The organism is Nostoc flagelliforme FACHB-838, from assembly GCF_014698065.1.
GTDB lineage: Bacteria > Cyanobacteriota > Cyanobacteriia > Cyanobacteriales > Nostocaceae > Nostoc > Nostoc flagelliforme_B.
Genome location: NZ_JACJSI010000063.1, coordinates 25,516 through 39,335, shown reverse-complemented (window position 1 = coordinate 39,335; position 13,820 = coordinate 25,516). Strand labels below are relative to the sequence as shown.

Here is a 13,820-nt window from a genome sequence, read left to right as displayed (position 1 = left end):
GAAACTTTGTCGCTTTTAAGCTACGATTTATAATCTATGGCTGATATCGTTCGTCAAAAAACACTGCTAGTCTATGCTACAGAAGACGGCAAGGAGCCGTACACCGAATGGCTGGAAAACTTGAAGGACTATGTGATCCGTTCTAGGATAATTCGACGGATAGAGCGACTCAAGCAAGGCAATTACGGGGATTGCAAGCCAGTTGGCTCAGGTGTGCAAGAAATGAGGTTTTTCTTTGGCAGTGGCTACCGCGTTTACTTTGGAGAATCCGCGAACGATCTAGTAATTCTTTTATGTGGTGGCGACAAGGACAGCCAGGACAGGGACATACAAAAGGCTAAAGGATATTGGCAGGCTTATCAGGAGGAACAGGATGAGCAAGAAACTGAGAAACCATGATGAGGTTGTGTTCGAGCAGCTGCGAAACCCGGAAATGGCTTCAGCTTACCTGGACGTTGCCATTGAAGAGTACGAGCAGGATGGCGATATTGCGTTTTTTCTGGAAGCGCTGCGGAACGTGGTGGAAGCACGGGAGGGGATGACGCGCCTTGCGGAAAAAACGGGTTTGAACCGCCAGAATCTTTACCGAGTCTTGTCGCCAGAAGGCAACCCAGAACTGCGAACCATCAGCCTTATTCTGCATCATCTCGGCTATCGCCTGAGTGTGCAACCAATTCAAAGCTGAAAATTTAAAACGGCTCAGACCATCGCTTAACTAAAACTTCCCCAGAACTCCTATCAGGGCTGACGTGCAGATATTTACTCGTAGTATCTAAACTTGTATGCCCAAGAGTCGCCTGAACCAAATGCACCGGAACACCTTCATCTAATGCGTGGGTAGCGTGACTATGCCTGAACCAGTGGGCTGAAACATTCATGGCATTCTCTAATTCTGCTGCTGCCGCCGCCCTTTTCACCACTCGGTCAATATGAGAAGGGGCCAGAGGTCTACCCGTAGCACTGGCAAACACAGGCGCATCCTTCAACGCTTCAGAGCGCAGTGCCATTAACTCCACCCATAGCGACTGGGGAACATGGACTCGGCGAGTCCGCCCCCCCTTGCCGTAAACATTAATCTGCCCACCGCCAGAACGAGAAGCAATCGCATCTTTCCAACGCAACCCGCACAACTCAGATACCCGAATCCCAGTTAAATACAGAGTTTTTAAAATTAACCGATTGCGCTTGTCAGTTGTCGCTGCAATCATCGCATCCACATCCGACGGTGTAAGAATACGCTCCACCAAGGTATCTTTCGGCTTGGGCAACTTGAACTGCTTGGGGATCGGACTGCGAGTCAGGGGCGGTTTCTCCAAACTGGTCACATAGGAAAAAAACGCCTTGAGAATGTTGAGATGCTTTACCTTGGTCGTGTCTGCCTCTTGCAGGAAATCTAACCAATCCCGAACATGACGGATCTGGATGTCAGCGATCGCGTCCACACAGATAAAAGTTAAGAACTTGCGAATGGTATTGTGATACGAAGCCCTTGTTTTACCATGATGCACGTCCAACCATTCTTCCACCAACTCAGTCAGCGTTCTCATACAAGGGACAGGTGTGTGATGAGTAGAAAACTACTATTACACTCCATTATCCCTGGAAAGGTGATTGTTTCGTCAACGACTTCACACACTTAACCCAGCCTTATCAATCGTCACGTCCACAACCCTGATTATCTCGTTGATTGATAAGTTTTACTTAATTCCCTTCATTAGGTGGAGGAATGCAGTGTGAAAGCTGGATGCAATACCAGATTTAGGAGAAATTGATATCAATGACCAAAGCATGATATCAACACTGCCCAGCACCGCAAGTCCAAAATTTTCACGAATTGTCAACCATCAACGGCAGTCTGCACCAGCGTCTACACCATGTCTAGACTGAAAACAACTGGAAATAAAAAACGCTATAAAGACGCAGAGTAGGAAAAGTTTTTGAATATGCAATGCTGATAATTTTGGTACTCTATCTATTCCTATTAATATATCTGCGCCAAAATGCTAAATAAAAAATGAAAATTACAACTACTATAGCAAATAAACTAATGTCTCTAAAAGAATAGAATAAAAGCACACAAAGTAAAATGCCACTAAGGTTAAAGAACAAATTCAACAATGGCGGCAGCCGCAATCTTTGTTGTACTAACTTGCGTTTTTCTATTACTAATTGGTCATTAGGTTGGATTTCTAGTGCTACGTCAAAAGAAGCGATCGCTTCTTCATATTTTCTTAATCGAGCTAGTGCTAAACCACGATTATACCAAGTATCATGGTCATCTTTTTTAATTTGAATTGCTTGGTCAAAAGATGCCACTGCTTCAGCGTACCTTTGCAATTTATGTAGCAGTATAGCACCTCGACTATACCAATCATCAAAAGTAACACATTCCATTTTCAATGCTTGCTCAAAAGATGCGCGTGCATCAGAGTACTTTCGCCATGCTTCTAGCACGTAACCACGATAAATCCAAACAGAATATTTATCTGGTTTGATTTTAATTGCTTGGTCACAAGAGGCAAGTGCCTTTTGATATTTTCCCAATGCAGATAGAACCAAGCCATGATTTATCCAAACAGAATATTCATTTGATTTTATTTCAATTGCTTTTTCATAAGATACCAGCGCCTTTTTATATTTTCCCCACATATATAAAACTAAACCATGATAAATCCAAGCATCAGAGTCATCCGGTTTGATTACAATTGCTTGATCACAAGAGACTAGTGCCTCGTCATATCTTTTGAAATTACTAAGTGACCAGCCATGAAACATCCAAGCCAGATGATTATCTTGTTTTAATTTAATTGCTTGCTCACAAGATGTAAGTGCATCTTCGTATCTTTTTAATTGATTCAGCGTCCGACCACGGGCAGCCCAAGCATCAGAGTCATCCGGTTTTATTCTAATTGCTTCGTCAAATGATTTTAGTGCATCATTGTAAAGCTCTAGCTTATATAGTGCCCAGCCACGACCAATCCAAGCCAGATGATCATGTTGTTTGAATTGCAGTGCTTGGTCAAAACAATTCAGAGCCTCAGAGTATTTTTCTAAGTTGTATAAAGCAGAACCACGACCAGTAAAAGCTAGATAGTCATTCGGTTTAATTTCCAGCGCTTGATCACAAAAAACAAGTGCCTCATCGTATCTTTTTAACTTAGTCAGTGCCCAACCACGACCAGTCAAAGCGAGATGATCATCTGGTTGCAATTGCAGTGCTTGGTCAAAACAACCAAGAGCTTCAGAATCTTTTTCCCAGTTATGTAAAATCCAACCACGACTTATCCAAACTATATGGTCATCTGGTTTAATTTCAATCGCTTGGTCACAATCAGCAAGTGCCTCTTCATATCTTTTTAACCTACTCAACGCCCAACCGCGACCAGCTAAAGCGAGATAATTGCCTTGTTGCAATTGCAGTGCTTGGTCAAAACAACTTAAAGCCTCAGAGTCATTTCCCAAGTTGTACAAAAAAGCCCAACCACGACCAGTCCAAGCGAGATGGTAATTCGGTTTGATTTTAATTGCTTGGTCAAAGGCTGCAATGGCTTCTTCGTAAAGTTGTAATTGCAATAACTCCTCACCTCGGTTATACAAATCTGATACTGCAACTGATAAATTTATCAGAGCTTCTAATGTCTCATCTGCTGATTGGTAGCGTTCAGCAAAGTGAAAGTGCACCATTTGATCTAAAACATTTGCTAATCTTTGGCTCACCTCTGCTTTATCGTGCCAGATATGTTGGCAAGTTTTGGGATCTATTGGTAGTTCGGTAGGCTTCCACCCAGTCAGCAATTGAATAGCAAGCATTCCCACAGCATAAATATCGCTGCATAATTGCGCGTTGTTCTCGATTTGTTCTAAGGGCATATACCCTGGTGTACCAACAACGGCAGTTAATTCAGTCGAATCAGAATTAGTTTTGACTTGTTTAACTCCACCAAAGTCAATTAATACGATTTTGCCATCCTGGCGTCGCATGATATTTGTTGGTTTGATATCACGATGAATGACATGATTTTGATGTACAAATATTAAGACTTCCAGGATTTCTTGTAATAAGTTGATGACCTCTGTTTCATGCCAGCGCTCTCCTGGTTTGATTTCTTGGCTGAGATCGTGACCTTCAATAAACTCTTGTACTAAATAAAATTCTTGATCTTGCTGAAAGTGAGCTAAAAGCTGGGGAATTTGGTCATGAGTTCCCAATTTAAACAAAACTTGCGCTTCTTTCTCGAATAAACGCAAAGTCATTGCATTAATAATCTCAGGCCTGAGTTGCTTGACAACACATCGATTATCAGCATCTTGCCATTGGTCTTGAGCAAGATAGGTTTCACCAAATCCACCCTTGCTTAACTTGTCGATAATCAGATAACGATTATTGAGAATTTGACCAACCATGAGTAAAACACTATAAATTTTTAAATAGATACAAAGTATTTAAGGTTTAATCTTAAATTGTGCAAAATTTATTCATGATTACTGACAAATCTTGGGTACAATAGTGCTAAAAATTACAGCCATAGCCAACGTAAAAATCGTGGTGTTTTCAATATTTTCCGTGTAAAATTACGTTCTTTGATTGCTAATTGAAATTTAGGGTTAATGCAGATCACTTGTTCAAATGATACTAATGCTCGTGAATATTTTCGCAATTTATTAAGTAAGATACCCTGAGAATACCAGGCTTCGGCGTAATTTGGTTGAATTTGTATTGCGATATCATAAAATGCGATCGCTTCTTCATACTTGCCCAATTTTTCTAGGGTTAAGCCGCGATGATACCAAGCTTGATAATAATTTGGTTTAGTTTTGGTTGCTTGCTCAAAAGATGCGATCGCCTCCTCATACCTACCCAATTCCTCTAATAATAAACCGTGGCTATACCAAGCTTGATCAATATTGGGATTAATTTGAATTGCTTGCTCAAAAGATGCGATCGCTTCTTCATATCTCCCCAATTGGCGTAAAACGATACCGCGATGATACCAAGCTTGGTAGCAATTTGGATTTATTTTGATTTCTTGGTCGTAGGCTGCGATTGCCTGTTCATAATCTTTCAGTTCCACTAACTTATCGCCACGCCCACACCAATATAAAGCGGTAAATGTCAAACTTTTAACAGCGTCTAAGGCTTCACTTGCTGATTGATAGCGTTCACTAAAGTGAAACTGTACCATTTTATCTAAAACATCAGCTAATTCTTTGTTGACTTCTGCGCGATCACGCCATAAAAGTTGTCCGGTTTTGCCATCTCTGAAAATTTGTCGAGGTTGTAATCCTGTCAGCGCTTCGATAGCCATTATTCCTACTGCATAGATATCACTGCAACATTGGGCTTTATTTTTCCATTGTTCGTCTGGCGTATACCCTTGTGTACCAATCACGGGAGTTAACAAGGTGGAACCACCACCCTCTGTTTTAACTCTTTTGACTCCGCCAAAATCAATCAGCATAATTTTGCCATCTTGGTGTCGCCGCATAATGTTTGCTGGCTTGATATCGCGGTGAATGACTGGCGGATTTTGCTGATGTACAAACTCTAAGATTGCGAGAATTTCCTCTAGTAACTTAATAACCTCTGTTTCATCCCATTGGTAATTAGTTCTGATCTCTTGCCTCAAGTCATGTCCATCAATAAACTCTTGTATTAAGTAAAATTCTTGGTTTTCCTGAAAGTGCGCCAAAAGGCGGGGAATTTGGTTATGACTACCCAACTTGGTTAAAACTTGAGCCTCTGTGTCAAATAATCGTAGTGTTACAGCATTGATGAGATCTGGCTTCAGTCGCTTAACGACACATCGATTATCACTATCTAACCATTGATCTTCAGCTAAATATGTTTCACCAAATCCACCTCCCCCCAATTGTCGGATAATGTAGTAGCGACCATTAAGCATTTTGCTGATCATGATTTCATTAAACTCATTATTGCTATTCTTTATTAGATTTGGAAGTTTCTTCGACTAAATCTTTTAAACCCTGTTTGAGAGCCTCAATCGAACGGTCTAAAGCTTCAGTTTTAGTTCTTGCAGTAATTTGTTCAATGGCTTCTATTAGGCTTGACTACCAGCTGTACCCCTACATTACCCACAATCGGGTATGATCTGCACCTATAGCAGAGGCTCATGTTACGGCTTTCCTGACTTGTCTACGCTTGCTTCTATACCGCAGCTTGATGAATCATTGCTATCAAGGGAGTGATATCAACGCTGCACAGTAGTCTCAGATTTTTACACTTCGCAGTCTGCACCAACATCTACACGGCTGTCTATACCGAAACCCAAGACTTTACTCTGTGCGATCATCTTGTTCTGTGGGGGTTTGAGAATTTACCACCTTTGTTGTGATTTCCTCAACGGATAAATCAACAGCCTTTGCTACTTCGGAGATGCTGTAGCCCATGCTCAAAAAGCGTGCTGCTGCTTTTAATTTGGTTTGACGTTCCAAGTCTTTGTAAATTCGTGTTTCTTCAATGTTCAGTCCCAGCATAGCTTCCACTTCCTCTCTACTCAACGAAGAAAACTTGTAAACGGCAATCGTAGTAATAATATCTATTATCTCGTTTTTCGGCAGTATGCCAGTTGACTCTAATTGTACTCGCTCAATTAATTGCTTTGCTTGCTCTGCCATCGATTCAGAAGATGCAATTGTTAACTTAATTGATTTAGCGGAACTTCTGACATAATAAAACCTTTTATGTCCCTAGTTTAAGGGAAGTTTGACAGGCTTTTATCATGAAAAGCTGCAATGATGCCTTCTTCAATTGGGTAGCTGCTGAAATATTAAAGGAAAATACGTAATTTCAAACTAGCTTTACATTAATAGCCTCAGACGCAAGTAAGTTATAAACAAAAATAGTAAAGTCCCTTTGAAAATTTACTTTCTTGATGAATTATTCCAGTTTCTGGTGATTACTTAAATAACCAAAATAAAACAAGTTTTTTTTGGTAATAGCAAAATTGAAATAAAAGGAGATGTTGAAATGTCTAAAATCACTATTTCTAACTTACATCGGAATAGTTCTGCTCTGTTATCTGACTCAGAAAACTATATTCGAGAACTGTCTGAAGAAGAAATGAATATAAAAAGTGGGTTCCTTCCAGCATTAGTAGGCTTGGCAGTATTATTGTATGCAACCAATGCCTACTAAAAATTAAAGAGATTAGTAGTAGGTATCTCCAAAAAAGAAAATTACCAGCCGTCGCTTTCACCCTTTGAGGCAAAGCACTACAATTTTCTTGTCTAACGACAATATTCTTGATACGGCTGGGCATTTTATTCCTAGCGAGTGCTGTATCCTGACAACAATCTCAAGCATTTTGCTAAATATCTAATAATAAATGGGTATTTATTAGCTGATTTATTATTGGTATCTAGCAGACACGACTTAAATACTTGGTGTTTAAGTCGTGTCTTTCTGTATCTATACTGTATGAAGGTTTAAGGGTTAGTGCTTATAGTGTCTAATGTCTGCGAAAAAGGGTTTTTAGAGTGCTGATGTCACAATTAATAAATTTTCCATATTCCCTGATTGTTTTCTCATAACTACCTTCAGCTTGAATAAAATCCTATGAATTGTCCGCAGTTATTGACAGATAAAAATGTTCTTTTAATAATTAATCATCAAAATCAATTGGCTGACCGTTAAGATGCTTGTGAATGCTTTCGGGAGTCAGCCAACCAGGAATTGTGACCTTTTTATCTACTTCTGCATCCCCTTCTTCATTGTTTAAACCGTTAACTGTTGCAACTTTTAAAGGTGTCTTACCATCGGCAGTTTTGCGGTCAATTTGAATAGTTCCTCTGCTTCTACCTTTAGCAGTTCCATCACTTCCACCAACGGCAGTATTAGTGAAGAAATGGGCAATACAGACTAATCTTTCTTCAGCTTTTCTAGGGTCACTAAGAGATGCTTTAACAAACTTTTTGGCAGGTTCCTTGGTGATGTCTGACTCAGAATAGTTAGTGAATTCATCAACTAGTAACTGTTGCGGTTGCTTGGATGGTTGATTATTGATTCTATCTAACCAGCGCTCACGGGCATCATCAAAAGCTTGTCCAATCTCTTCTTCTGTTTGCGCTATCAACTGAGGGCTTAAGTATCTCCATGCGTTTCTGAGATTTTCCCCGGAGTGCGCGTCTATAAGCTGATACAAGGGCATATCAAACAGATATTCTCTAAGCATCACAATTGACGCTGCTAGAGTTGATTTACCACTTCCGGCTTCTCCTAGCACCCAAACGGGCTTTTGATTGTCGATAATCTTCCACAACCAGCCATCCTCATGAGCTTTGAGCGCTTCTATCAGTTGGTTTGCTCGTTGTTGATCAACTGATTGCTGATTGTCACTGTCTGCTTGAGCGCTCTTGGTTTTACTCTCAATCTTGCCGCGTTCTTGCTCCGCTTTCGCCCTGTCTCTCAAGTTCTCAGCAATGGTTTTATCCATCACAGAATGATTAACAGCACGGGCTTTCATAAAGTCCTCTAGCTGAATACGTGCCTTAGCGCGTTCGTTTTCCTCATCGGTTAGACCCAATTCTTTACGAGAATGAACGTCTAGGTCAGTTAATCCATCTTTTAAGCGCTCACTATAAAGCTGGGTCGAATGCTGCTTAACTTCACGTTTGTACAAATTATGCTGCCAAATTGCATAGTCGCCAGTCTTTTCGAGTTCGCCCAGTTCATAATCCGTGCGCTTGAGGCGTTGCGAACGCACAAGCAAGCAACCCACGACACCCCATAGCCCAATAACCGCAATCCCATATCCGAGCAACTGATTAGGGTTGTCTGTGGGCAAATCACGCACCCATTGAATTGCATCGCCCTTGTAAGGAATGATGCTGCCATACAACCCGTAGCGCTGCCATTCTTCAGTAAGGACAAAACGCGGCTGGTTGCAAAAACGCTTATCCAAAGCTATTTGACTGTGTACGCCGTTTGCTGACCTTGGGCAAAATTGAATCTGTGTCAAATCGTAGGGCTGGCGTGTTTGCGATGTTGCTAGCCCGATGATTGCGGCTACACCACACACACCAGCCAGTGCTAACTCGAAAACACCTTGTTTCATGAGCGCCCCTTAAAAATAATTGCAATAGAGCCAATGAATAAAGCCAACGCGACTGCAATACTTAACCAAGGGTCTGATTGCGGATTCTGTTTTTCAATGGTTTGGATGTCTTGGCTAATCTGGGACACTGTTTCTTTAGTCAAATTCTCAAAATATTGATAGTCTTTGACTGCTAACCAAGTTGTGATACCTGCAAACACCAAGCCCCCAGCAGTTTTTAAAACATTTTGCATATTATCTACCTCTAGTCCGTCACTGTTGTAATTAACTCTCAAGCCCGTTAGCCCAGCGAGAGAGCCAACACTGCATATAGAAAACGAGAGCGAGATTGCCAGCCAGAGATTAACGCCGCCGCCAGTTATTAATAGATATTTAGCTATAAAGAATCCCGTAGAATTTAGCGACCACCCGACAAAGAATCTAGTCAATTTTTCAGTTGTATTGATAACATCTTTGCGGTGCTGCTTGCGCGACTCTAAATGTTCTATTAAGTCTTTTGGTAACGGCGTATCTGGGGCGATTTCGCTTACTACTTCGTCTTGTGACTCTTCAATGTCGTATGTCATATTAGCATCAGAGTATTTCTCGAACCCGTCAGCGCTCGGCTAAACTTACTGACGGGTTTAGTTATCAAAAACCTATTAGGGCATCCTTGATTTTTTGGACAATCGAGCGCCCAGCATATTGCTTTTTAGGCTTGAAATCATCACGAGCGTTATCACCCATTTCTAAGTAATACTTGCCCAGTTCTCTATCATGTTGCAGGTCAATTGTTTGTTGTCTAATGTCTGTCTGTAATTCCGTCTGCAACATCTTATATTCGCCATCAACTTGCATCATGTGTTTATCCACCCAAGCCTTCAGCAATAGATGGTCTGTTGCTTGTTGATGACGCAGCGCTTCTTTCTCCTTGGATGAAGTGAAATCAAGCTTCATCTCTTCTAGGATGTTAGCTAGATGAGTATCAGCTAAAATCGCTGACTGGACTGCTCTTTCAATCTTCTCGCCGCTAACACCAGCTTGTTTGTAGATGTCACTCAGGACTACGTTTAAGTCCTCAGTTCCCTTGATGGCAGCTAACATTTGCTCTCTTACCTGTGGTGCAAATTCACTAATCTTCGCCCCGTCATTACCCGTTTGCCCTATTAGCTTCAGGGCTGATTTATCACCTGTTAGCGCTCTAACTACTAAGTTACTAGATGCGTTAAATTTAGTTTTTAATTGGCGCTCTAGGTGGCGTGATTTGGAAGTTACCAGATTCTTTAGCTTCATTGAACTTTTCACAGCGATATTCCTTTGATGGGGTAAATATTTGGTTGCAGTGATACTCCATTCGCCTTACATATTGCTCAATAGTTGACTTTCGTTTGAAATATTGTTGATAGCTTGATTGCTCTAGCATTGGCAGATACAAGCAGTTGTACAAGGGTAAAATAACAGCACCGAGCGCACACAAACTAACAGCAATTCTTGATAAGTAGCTCATTCTACAAGAGCGAATCACCAAGCACTCTAAAAGCGTCAACTCATCACTATTGAGCCGCGTTGAGCCTTGCGAGAATTGAGAATTGGGTGCTTTTAATGTTTTGGCGGATGACTCCCATATCCGCTTTCATGTCTCCTGAAAAGTTGTTAACCTTTTGGTTTAATCTAGAAGCTCTGTTGCTTACGTGTTCTCGCAAGTCTTGGGCGTTAGTTTCAAATGATTGCTCAATGACATCAAATTTCTGATCAACGTAGCTCTTGATTGCAGCTGTTACAGTGCTGATAAATTGGCTGTAGTCGGTAAAGGTGTCGTCAACCTCGGATGCAATGCTCAATGTTTCTTGTTCAGTTAACTCAAACCCCAGCGCCGATGATTGGGCTGTTACAAAGGAACGCTTATCTTCACTAGTTACAGTGATGCTGTTAATCTCTGGTAAGGCGACTGCAAGCTGACTGTTATCAAGTTCCGGGTCAGGCTGTGCATCTTCTGGGCCTACTAAAAAGGTTTCTTCAACGAGTTCATCAACTACAGATAATTGGCTTGTCGATTTGACTTTGAGATAGTCAACGGCTTGGCTCAATTGCTCTTTGGTGGGATTGTCAAGGTCATCGCACTCGACAGCGATCGCAGCTGAGGTGTAATCATCTTTAGTGAATCCTTGATAACCCTGTTTGTACAAACGAGCGCGGACGTTATTAGTAAATTTGTCAGACATGATGATTGCTCCTTAGAGGGCTAGTGTTAAAACTTCGATGGTTGCGGATTTTATCGGTTGTGAGCGCTTGTTGATTGCCCATTTAGCAGCAACAAATGCAACAAGGGCTAAATCTTTGCAGTGGTAAATATTTTCAGCGCTGAAAGATAGTTCAGCTTTCTCAAACCAGTAGTAAGGAGTGCTACGCGGTACGTGGTCAAGATTGATTTTTAAATAGTCTGCAAGAAGCTTCATAAATTCTTCCCCGTGATATTGAGCATCCATCTCGTAGAAGTGCTTGAATGCCTCCCAACGTTCACTAAACCCCTCACCGCGACCTGTAAAGCTGCCGTAGCGACGTTTAAATCCGGCGAATGTCTCAACTATCTTTTGAGCATCGCTACCCAGCACGTTGAAACTAAAATGCTGTTTCAGGATAGAGACTGTCCGATACCAAGTAATGTCAGCAATCTCTTTCCCTAACTCGCGCTCGTAGACTCGTTTGAGTTTTCGATACTTAGCCACATACTCTTTATTTGACACATTACCTCCGTTTTATTCTGTAATGGTGTATAAAATTGATTCGTATTCCGGATGCGTCCAAGGTATTTGATGTATGTAATTAGCTGAATCAGTTATCTCGATATGACCCGCTAGCTGAAAGCTATCAATAACCCTGAAAAATAACTCTGAAAAATTTCAAAGTATGTTTTTTCGTCGGCTATAATCACGCAATAACAGGGCTTGCCAGAGTTTCTGATATATTGACAAAATTCCTTTTACCCCCGTAAAAGCGCCCCTTTTGGACTAGTTGACGCGCTTGTACCAAAGCCTTTGGATGTTTTGCGCGGTACTAGATGTTACCAAGGGTTAGAACAAACTCAACTGTATTGAGTTGTTAGTTATCTCTGCTGTGTGCTGTTTATATAAGCTCGGCACTTCGTAGCAGCGTCTTAGCACCTTGTCACGATTGAGCTTTAAGTCAGCGCTCTTAGACTGACGCGGTAAAGGACGGAAATAATATTGTGTGTGTCTGATACTGTCACTGCTATAGAGATAGCGATAGAGAGCGCCATCGATACTGTAGGTTTTGGATTTGCTTAGGAGGGTTACGCATCCTACAAGCTGTTTATCGATCATCATTCTTTCCTCCTGCAACACACGCACCCGTCAAGCTTGCACCCAAGAAGACCGCTATAGAGGCGATCGCGCTTCCTTCAAAAATTTTGGCGTTGTAAATCCATGTGGGTTGATATTCCTCACCTCTACTTTCTTCAATGCGGTCAACGCCGTGACAAAAGATAGAACCAACTACCATAAAACTAGTAGTTACCAAGCTCACAATTGCTACTGATGACGCTCCATTAAGTATGAATGAGTTAATCTTTTCACGCCTTGGAATTACACGGCGAATGTGCATTACTGGCTTTTGTTCTAGATATGAATGCCACTCTTCATTAGTAAAATTTGTGGGCTTGTAATCATAGGGTTCATGTTCGTCAAGTAGTTCGCCTACTGCTTGGATTGCGTCGCCTAGCATCACATCTGGGGAGTATTCCAGTTGCCTGAATTCCTCCGAATCTCGGATTTCTCTGAGCCAGCGATCTATTGCTTCTAACCTTCGTAATTGATTTTGATTAAGCATTACTTTCTCAAGACGTATTTCGTTGATTGCTTCTATCGCTGGTGGGTAACTTACAATCTGCTAATTGGTTCATCAAAAGTGAAATCTTCTGCTGGTAAAGATATTTGCGTAACTACTGTGGGCACTGATTTTGCCAAAGAATCGCGTTCATCTATATCAAAGGCTGGTAAAACTTCCCAAGTAGCTTCTAAATGCCTGCCGTACCTGGAAAACATCACATTAATTAGCTCTGTTAAACTTGCTAATTTGGTAGTTTTCAAAAGATGTTCGCCCTTTTCCAGCGCCGCACCCCTAATCACAACTCGCGCTTGAGCCATATTTTTGAGTCCTTAAGTAAGACATTTGCAGACATAACTGTGAGCATGGTTGCAATCAGATGCCCATGCCAAAAAACAAGATTGGACGCAATTGGGTTTTTTTTGGTCTTCTAAAAAATTTGCAGACTTTTTGCGTCTTGTTTATTACAATATCACATATTAGCTACAAATTAGAGCAGATTTTTGTATTGGATGAGAAAACTTGCACTAATTAGCTAGAAATCAGTCCTAAAAAAGTACGATAGAAGGCAAATGTATATGTTAGATGCAGTGAGTAAAAGAGTTCACGTAACTTTACCTGATAAGGTTTTTGACGCATTAGAGCGATGGGCTGATGACCAAGGTCGTCCCGTTGCCAACCTTGTAGCGTACCTAGTTGAAAAAGCTATAGAAGAAGCTGAGACACAAGGGAGGATTCCGTCATCATCCAGCAACGACAAGAAGGACAAATGAATACAAACAGTAATTCTGCCATCCCTGCCATTAATAAAGCGATCGCCTTGAAATAGCTGACACACTTAATTGGCAGAGAAAACTTTTCCTTGCTGGCGTTAGATGGCGGCTAGCTTATACACGAACCGATGAAATCCGCCTGCTGTTGCCC

General features: G+C 41.3%; 16 protein-coding genes. 4 read left to right on the top strand and 12 right to left on the bottom strand.

Annotated elements, in window-relative coordinates; translation table 11 throughout:
* The first annotated feature begins 36 nt into the window (after window positions 1-36).
* Together H6G97_RS24460 and H6G97_RS24455 are read left to right on the top strand one after the other, a co-directional pair.
* Window positions 37-399 (top strand): type II toxin-antitoxin system RelE/ParE family toxin, encoded by a 363-nt coding sequence (locus tag H6G97_RS24460; protein ID WP_190943224.1) that lies wholly within the window; start codon window positions 37-39, stop codon window positions 397-399.
* The gene (locus tag H6G97_RS24455) at window positions 374-685 is read left to right on the top strand and encodes an addiction module antidote protein (protein WP_190943223.1); all 312 of its coding nucleotides are present in this window, start codon (window positions 374-376) and stop codon (window positions 683-685) included. The genes H6G97_RS24460 and H6G97_RS24455 overlap by 26 nt, the downstream gene beginning before the upstream one ends.
* 4 nt (window positions 686-689) lie before the next feature.
* Here H6G97_RS24455 and H6G97_RS24450 read toward each other — a convergent pair whose 3' ends face one another.
* The 4 genes from H6G97_RS24450 to H6G97_RS24435 all read right to left on the bottom strand — a co-directional run bounded on the left by H6G97_RS24450 (window position 690) and on the right by H6G97_RS24435 (window position 6,636).
* Window positions 690-1,547, bottom strand: a complete 858-nt coding sequence (locus H6G97_RS24450) for a tyrosine-type recombinase/integrase (protein ID WP_199349611.1) — start codon at window positions 1,545-1,547, stop codon at window positions 690-692.
* A 421-nt stretch (window positions 1,548-1,968) separates the two neighbouring features.
* Entirely contained in the window at window positions 1,969-4,404 is a 2,436-nt protein-coding gene (locus tag H6G97_RS24445; RefSeq protein ID WP_190943222.1) for a tetratricopeptide repeat protein, read from the bottom strand.
* A 113-nt stretch (window positions 4,405-4,517) separates the two neighbouring features.
* A complete protein-coding gene (locus H6G97_RS24440) occupies window positions 4,518-5,915 on the bottom strand; it encodes a serine/threonine-protein kinase (RefSeq protein ID WP_190943221.1) in 1,398 nt (465 codons plus the stop codon).
* A gap of 379 nt (window positions 5,916-6,294) precedes the next feature.
* The gene (locus H6G97_RS24435; RefSeq protein WP_422394217.1) at window positions 6,295-6,636 is read right to left on the bottom strand and encodes a DUF2887 domain-containing protein; all 342 of its coding nucleotides are present in this window, start codon (window positions 6,634-6,636) and stop codon (window positions 6,295-6,297) included.
* A gap of 352 nt (window positions 6,637-6,988) precedes the next feature.
* Between H6G97_RS24435 and H6G97_RS24430 the strand changes: the two genes are divergently transcribed.
* Window positions 6,989-7,156 carry a hypothetical protein gene (locus H6G97_RS24430; protein WP_190943220.1) on the top strand — a complete coding sequence of 56 codons (168 nt, stop codon included), beginning with the start codon at window positions 6,989-6,991 and terminating at the stop codon, window positions 7,154-7,156.
* A 466-nt stretch (window positions 7,157-7,622) separates the two neighbouring features.
* Here H6G97_RS24430 and H6G97_RS24425 read toward each other — a convergent pair whose 3' ends face one another.
* The 8 genes from H6G97_RS24425 to H6G97_RS24390 form a co-directional block, all read right to left on the bottom strand.
* A complete protein-coding gene (locus tag H6G97_RS24425; RefSeq protein ID WP_190943219.1) occupies window positions 7,623-9,074 on the bottom strand; it encodes a hypothetical protein in 1,452 nt (483 codons plus the stop codon).
* On the bottom strand, window positions 9,071-9,640 hold the full coding sequence (locus tag H6G97_RS24420; protein ID WP_190943218.1) for a hypothetical protein: 570 nt from the start codon (window positions 9,638-9,640) through the stop codon (window positions 9,071-9,073). Before H6G97_RS24420 ends, H6G97_RS24425 begins: the two co-directional genes overlap by 4 nt.
* A 64-nt stretch (window positions 9,641-9,704) precedes the next feature.
* The gene (locus H6G97_RS24415; RefSeq protein ID WP_190943217.1) at window positions 9,705-10,346 is read right to left on the bottom strand and encodes a hypothetical protein; all 642 of its coding nucleotides are present in this window, start codon (window positions 10,344-10,346) and stop codon (window positions 9,705-9,707) included.
* A 260-nt stretch (window positions 10,347-10,606) separates the two neighbouring features.
* Window positions 10,607-11,275, bottom strand: a complete 669-nt coding sequence (locus tag H6G97_RS24410) for a hypothetical protein (protein ID WP_190943216.1) — start codon at window positions 11,273-11,275, stop codon at window positions 10,607-10,609.
* Window positions 11,276-11,287: 12 nt separating this feature from the next.
* Window positions 11,288-11,797: a hypothetical protein gene (locus tag H6G97_RS24405; RefSeq protein ID WP_190943215.1), complete on the bottom strand. Its 510-nt coding sequence runs from the start codon at window positions 11,795-11,797 to the stop codon at window positions 11,288-11,290.
* A gap of 327 nt (window positions 11,798-12,124) precedes the next feature.
* Complete coding sequence (locus H6G97_RS24400; RefSeq protein ID WP_242055187.1) at window positions 12,125-12,397, bottom strand: hypothetical protein; 273 nt, start codon at window positions 12,395-12,397, stop codon at window positions 12,125-12,127.
* Window positions 12,384-12,899: a hypothetical protein gene (locus tag H6G97_RS24395; protein WP_190943214.1), complete on the bottom strand. Its 516-nt coding sequence runs from the start codon at window positions 12,897-12,899 to the stop codon at window positions 12,384-12,386. The genes H6G97_RS24400 and H6G97_RS24395 overlap by 14 nt, the downstream gene beginning before the upstream one ends.
* Window positions 12,900-12,949: 50 nt before the next feature.
* Entirely contained in the window at window positions 12,950-13,216 is a 267-nt protein-coding gene (locus tag H6G97_RS24390; RefSeq protein ID WP_069071944.1) for a hypothetical protein, read from the bottom strand.
* Between the two features lie 258 nt (window positions 13,217-13,474).
* Here H6G97_RS24390 and H6G97_RS24385 point away from each other — a divergent pair, with 258 nt between their 5' ends.
* On the top strand, window positions 13,475-13,669 hold the full coding sequence (locus tag H6G97_RS24385; RefSeq protein WP_199349608.1) for a ribbon-helix-helix domain-containing protein: 195 nt from the start codon (window positions 13,475-13,477) through the stop codon (window positions 13,667-13,669).
* Window positions 13,670-13,820 lie beyond the last annotated feature (151 nt).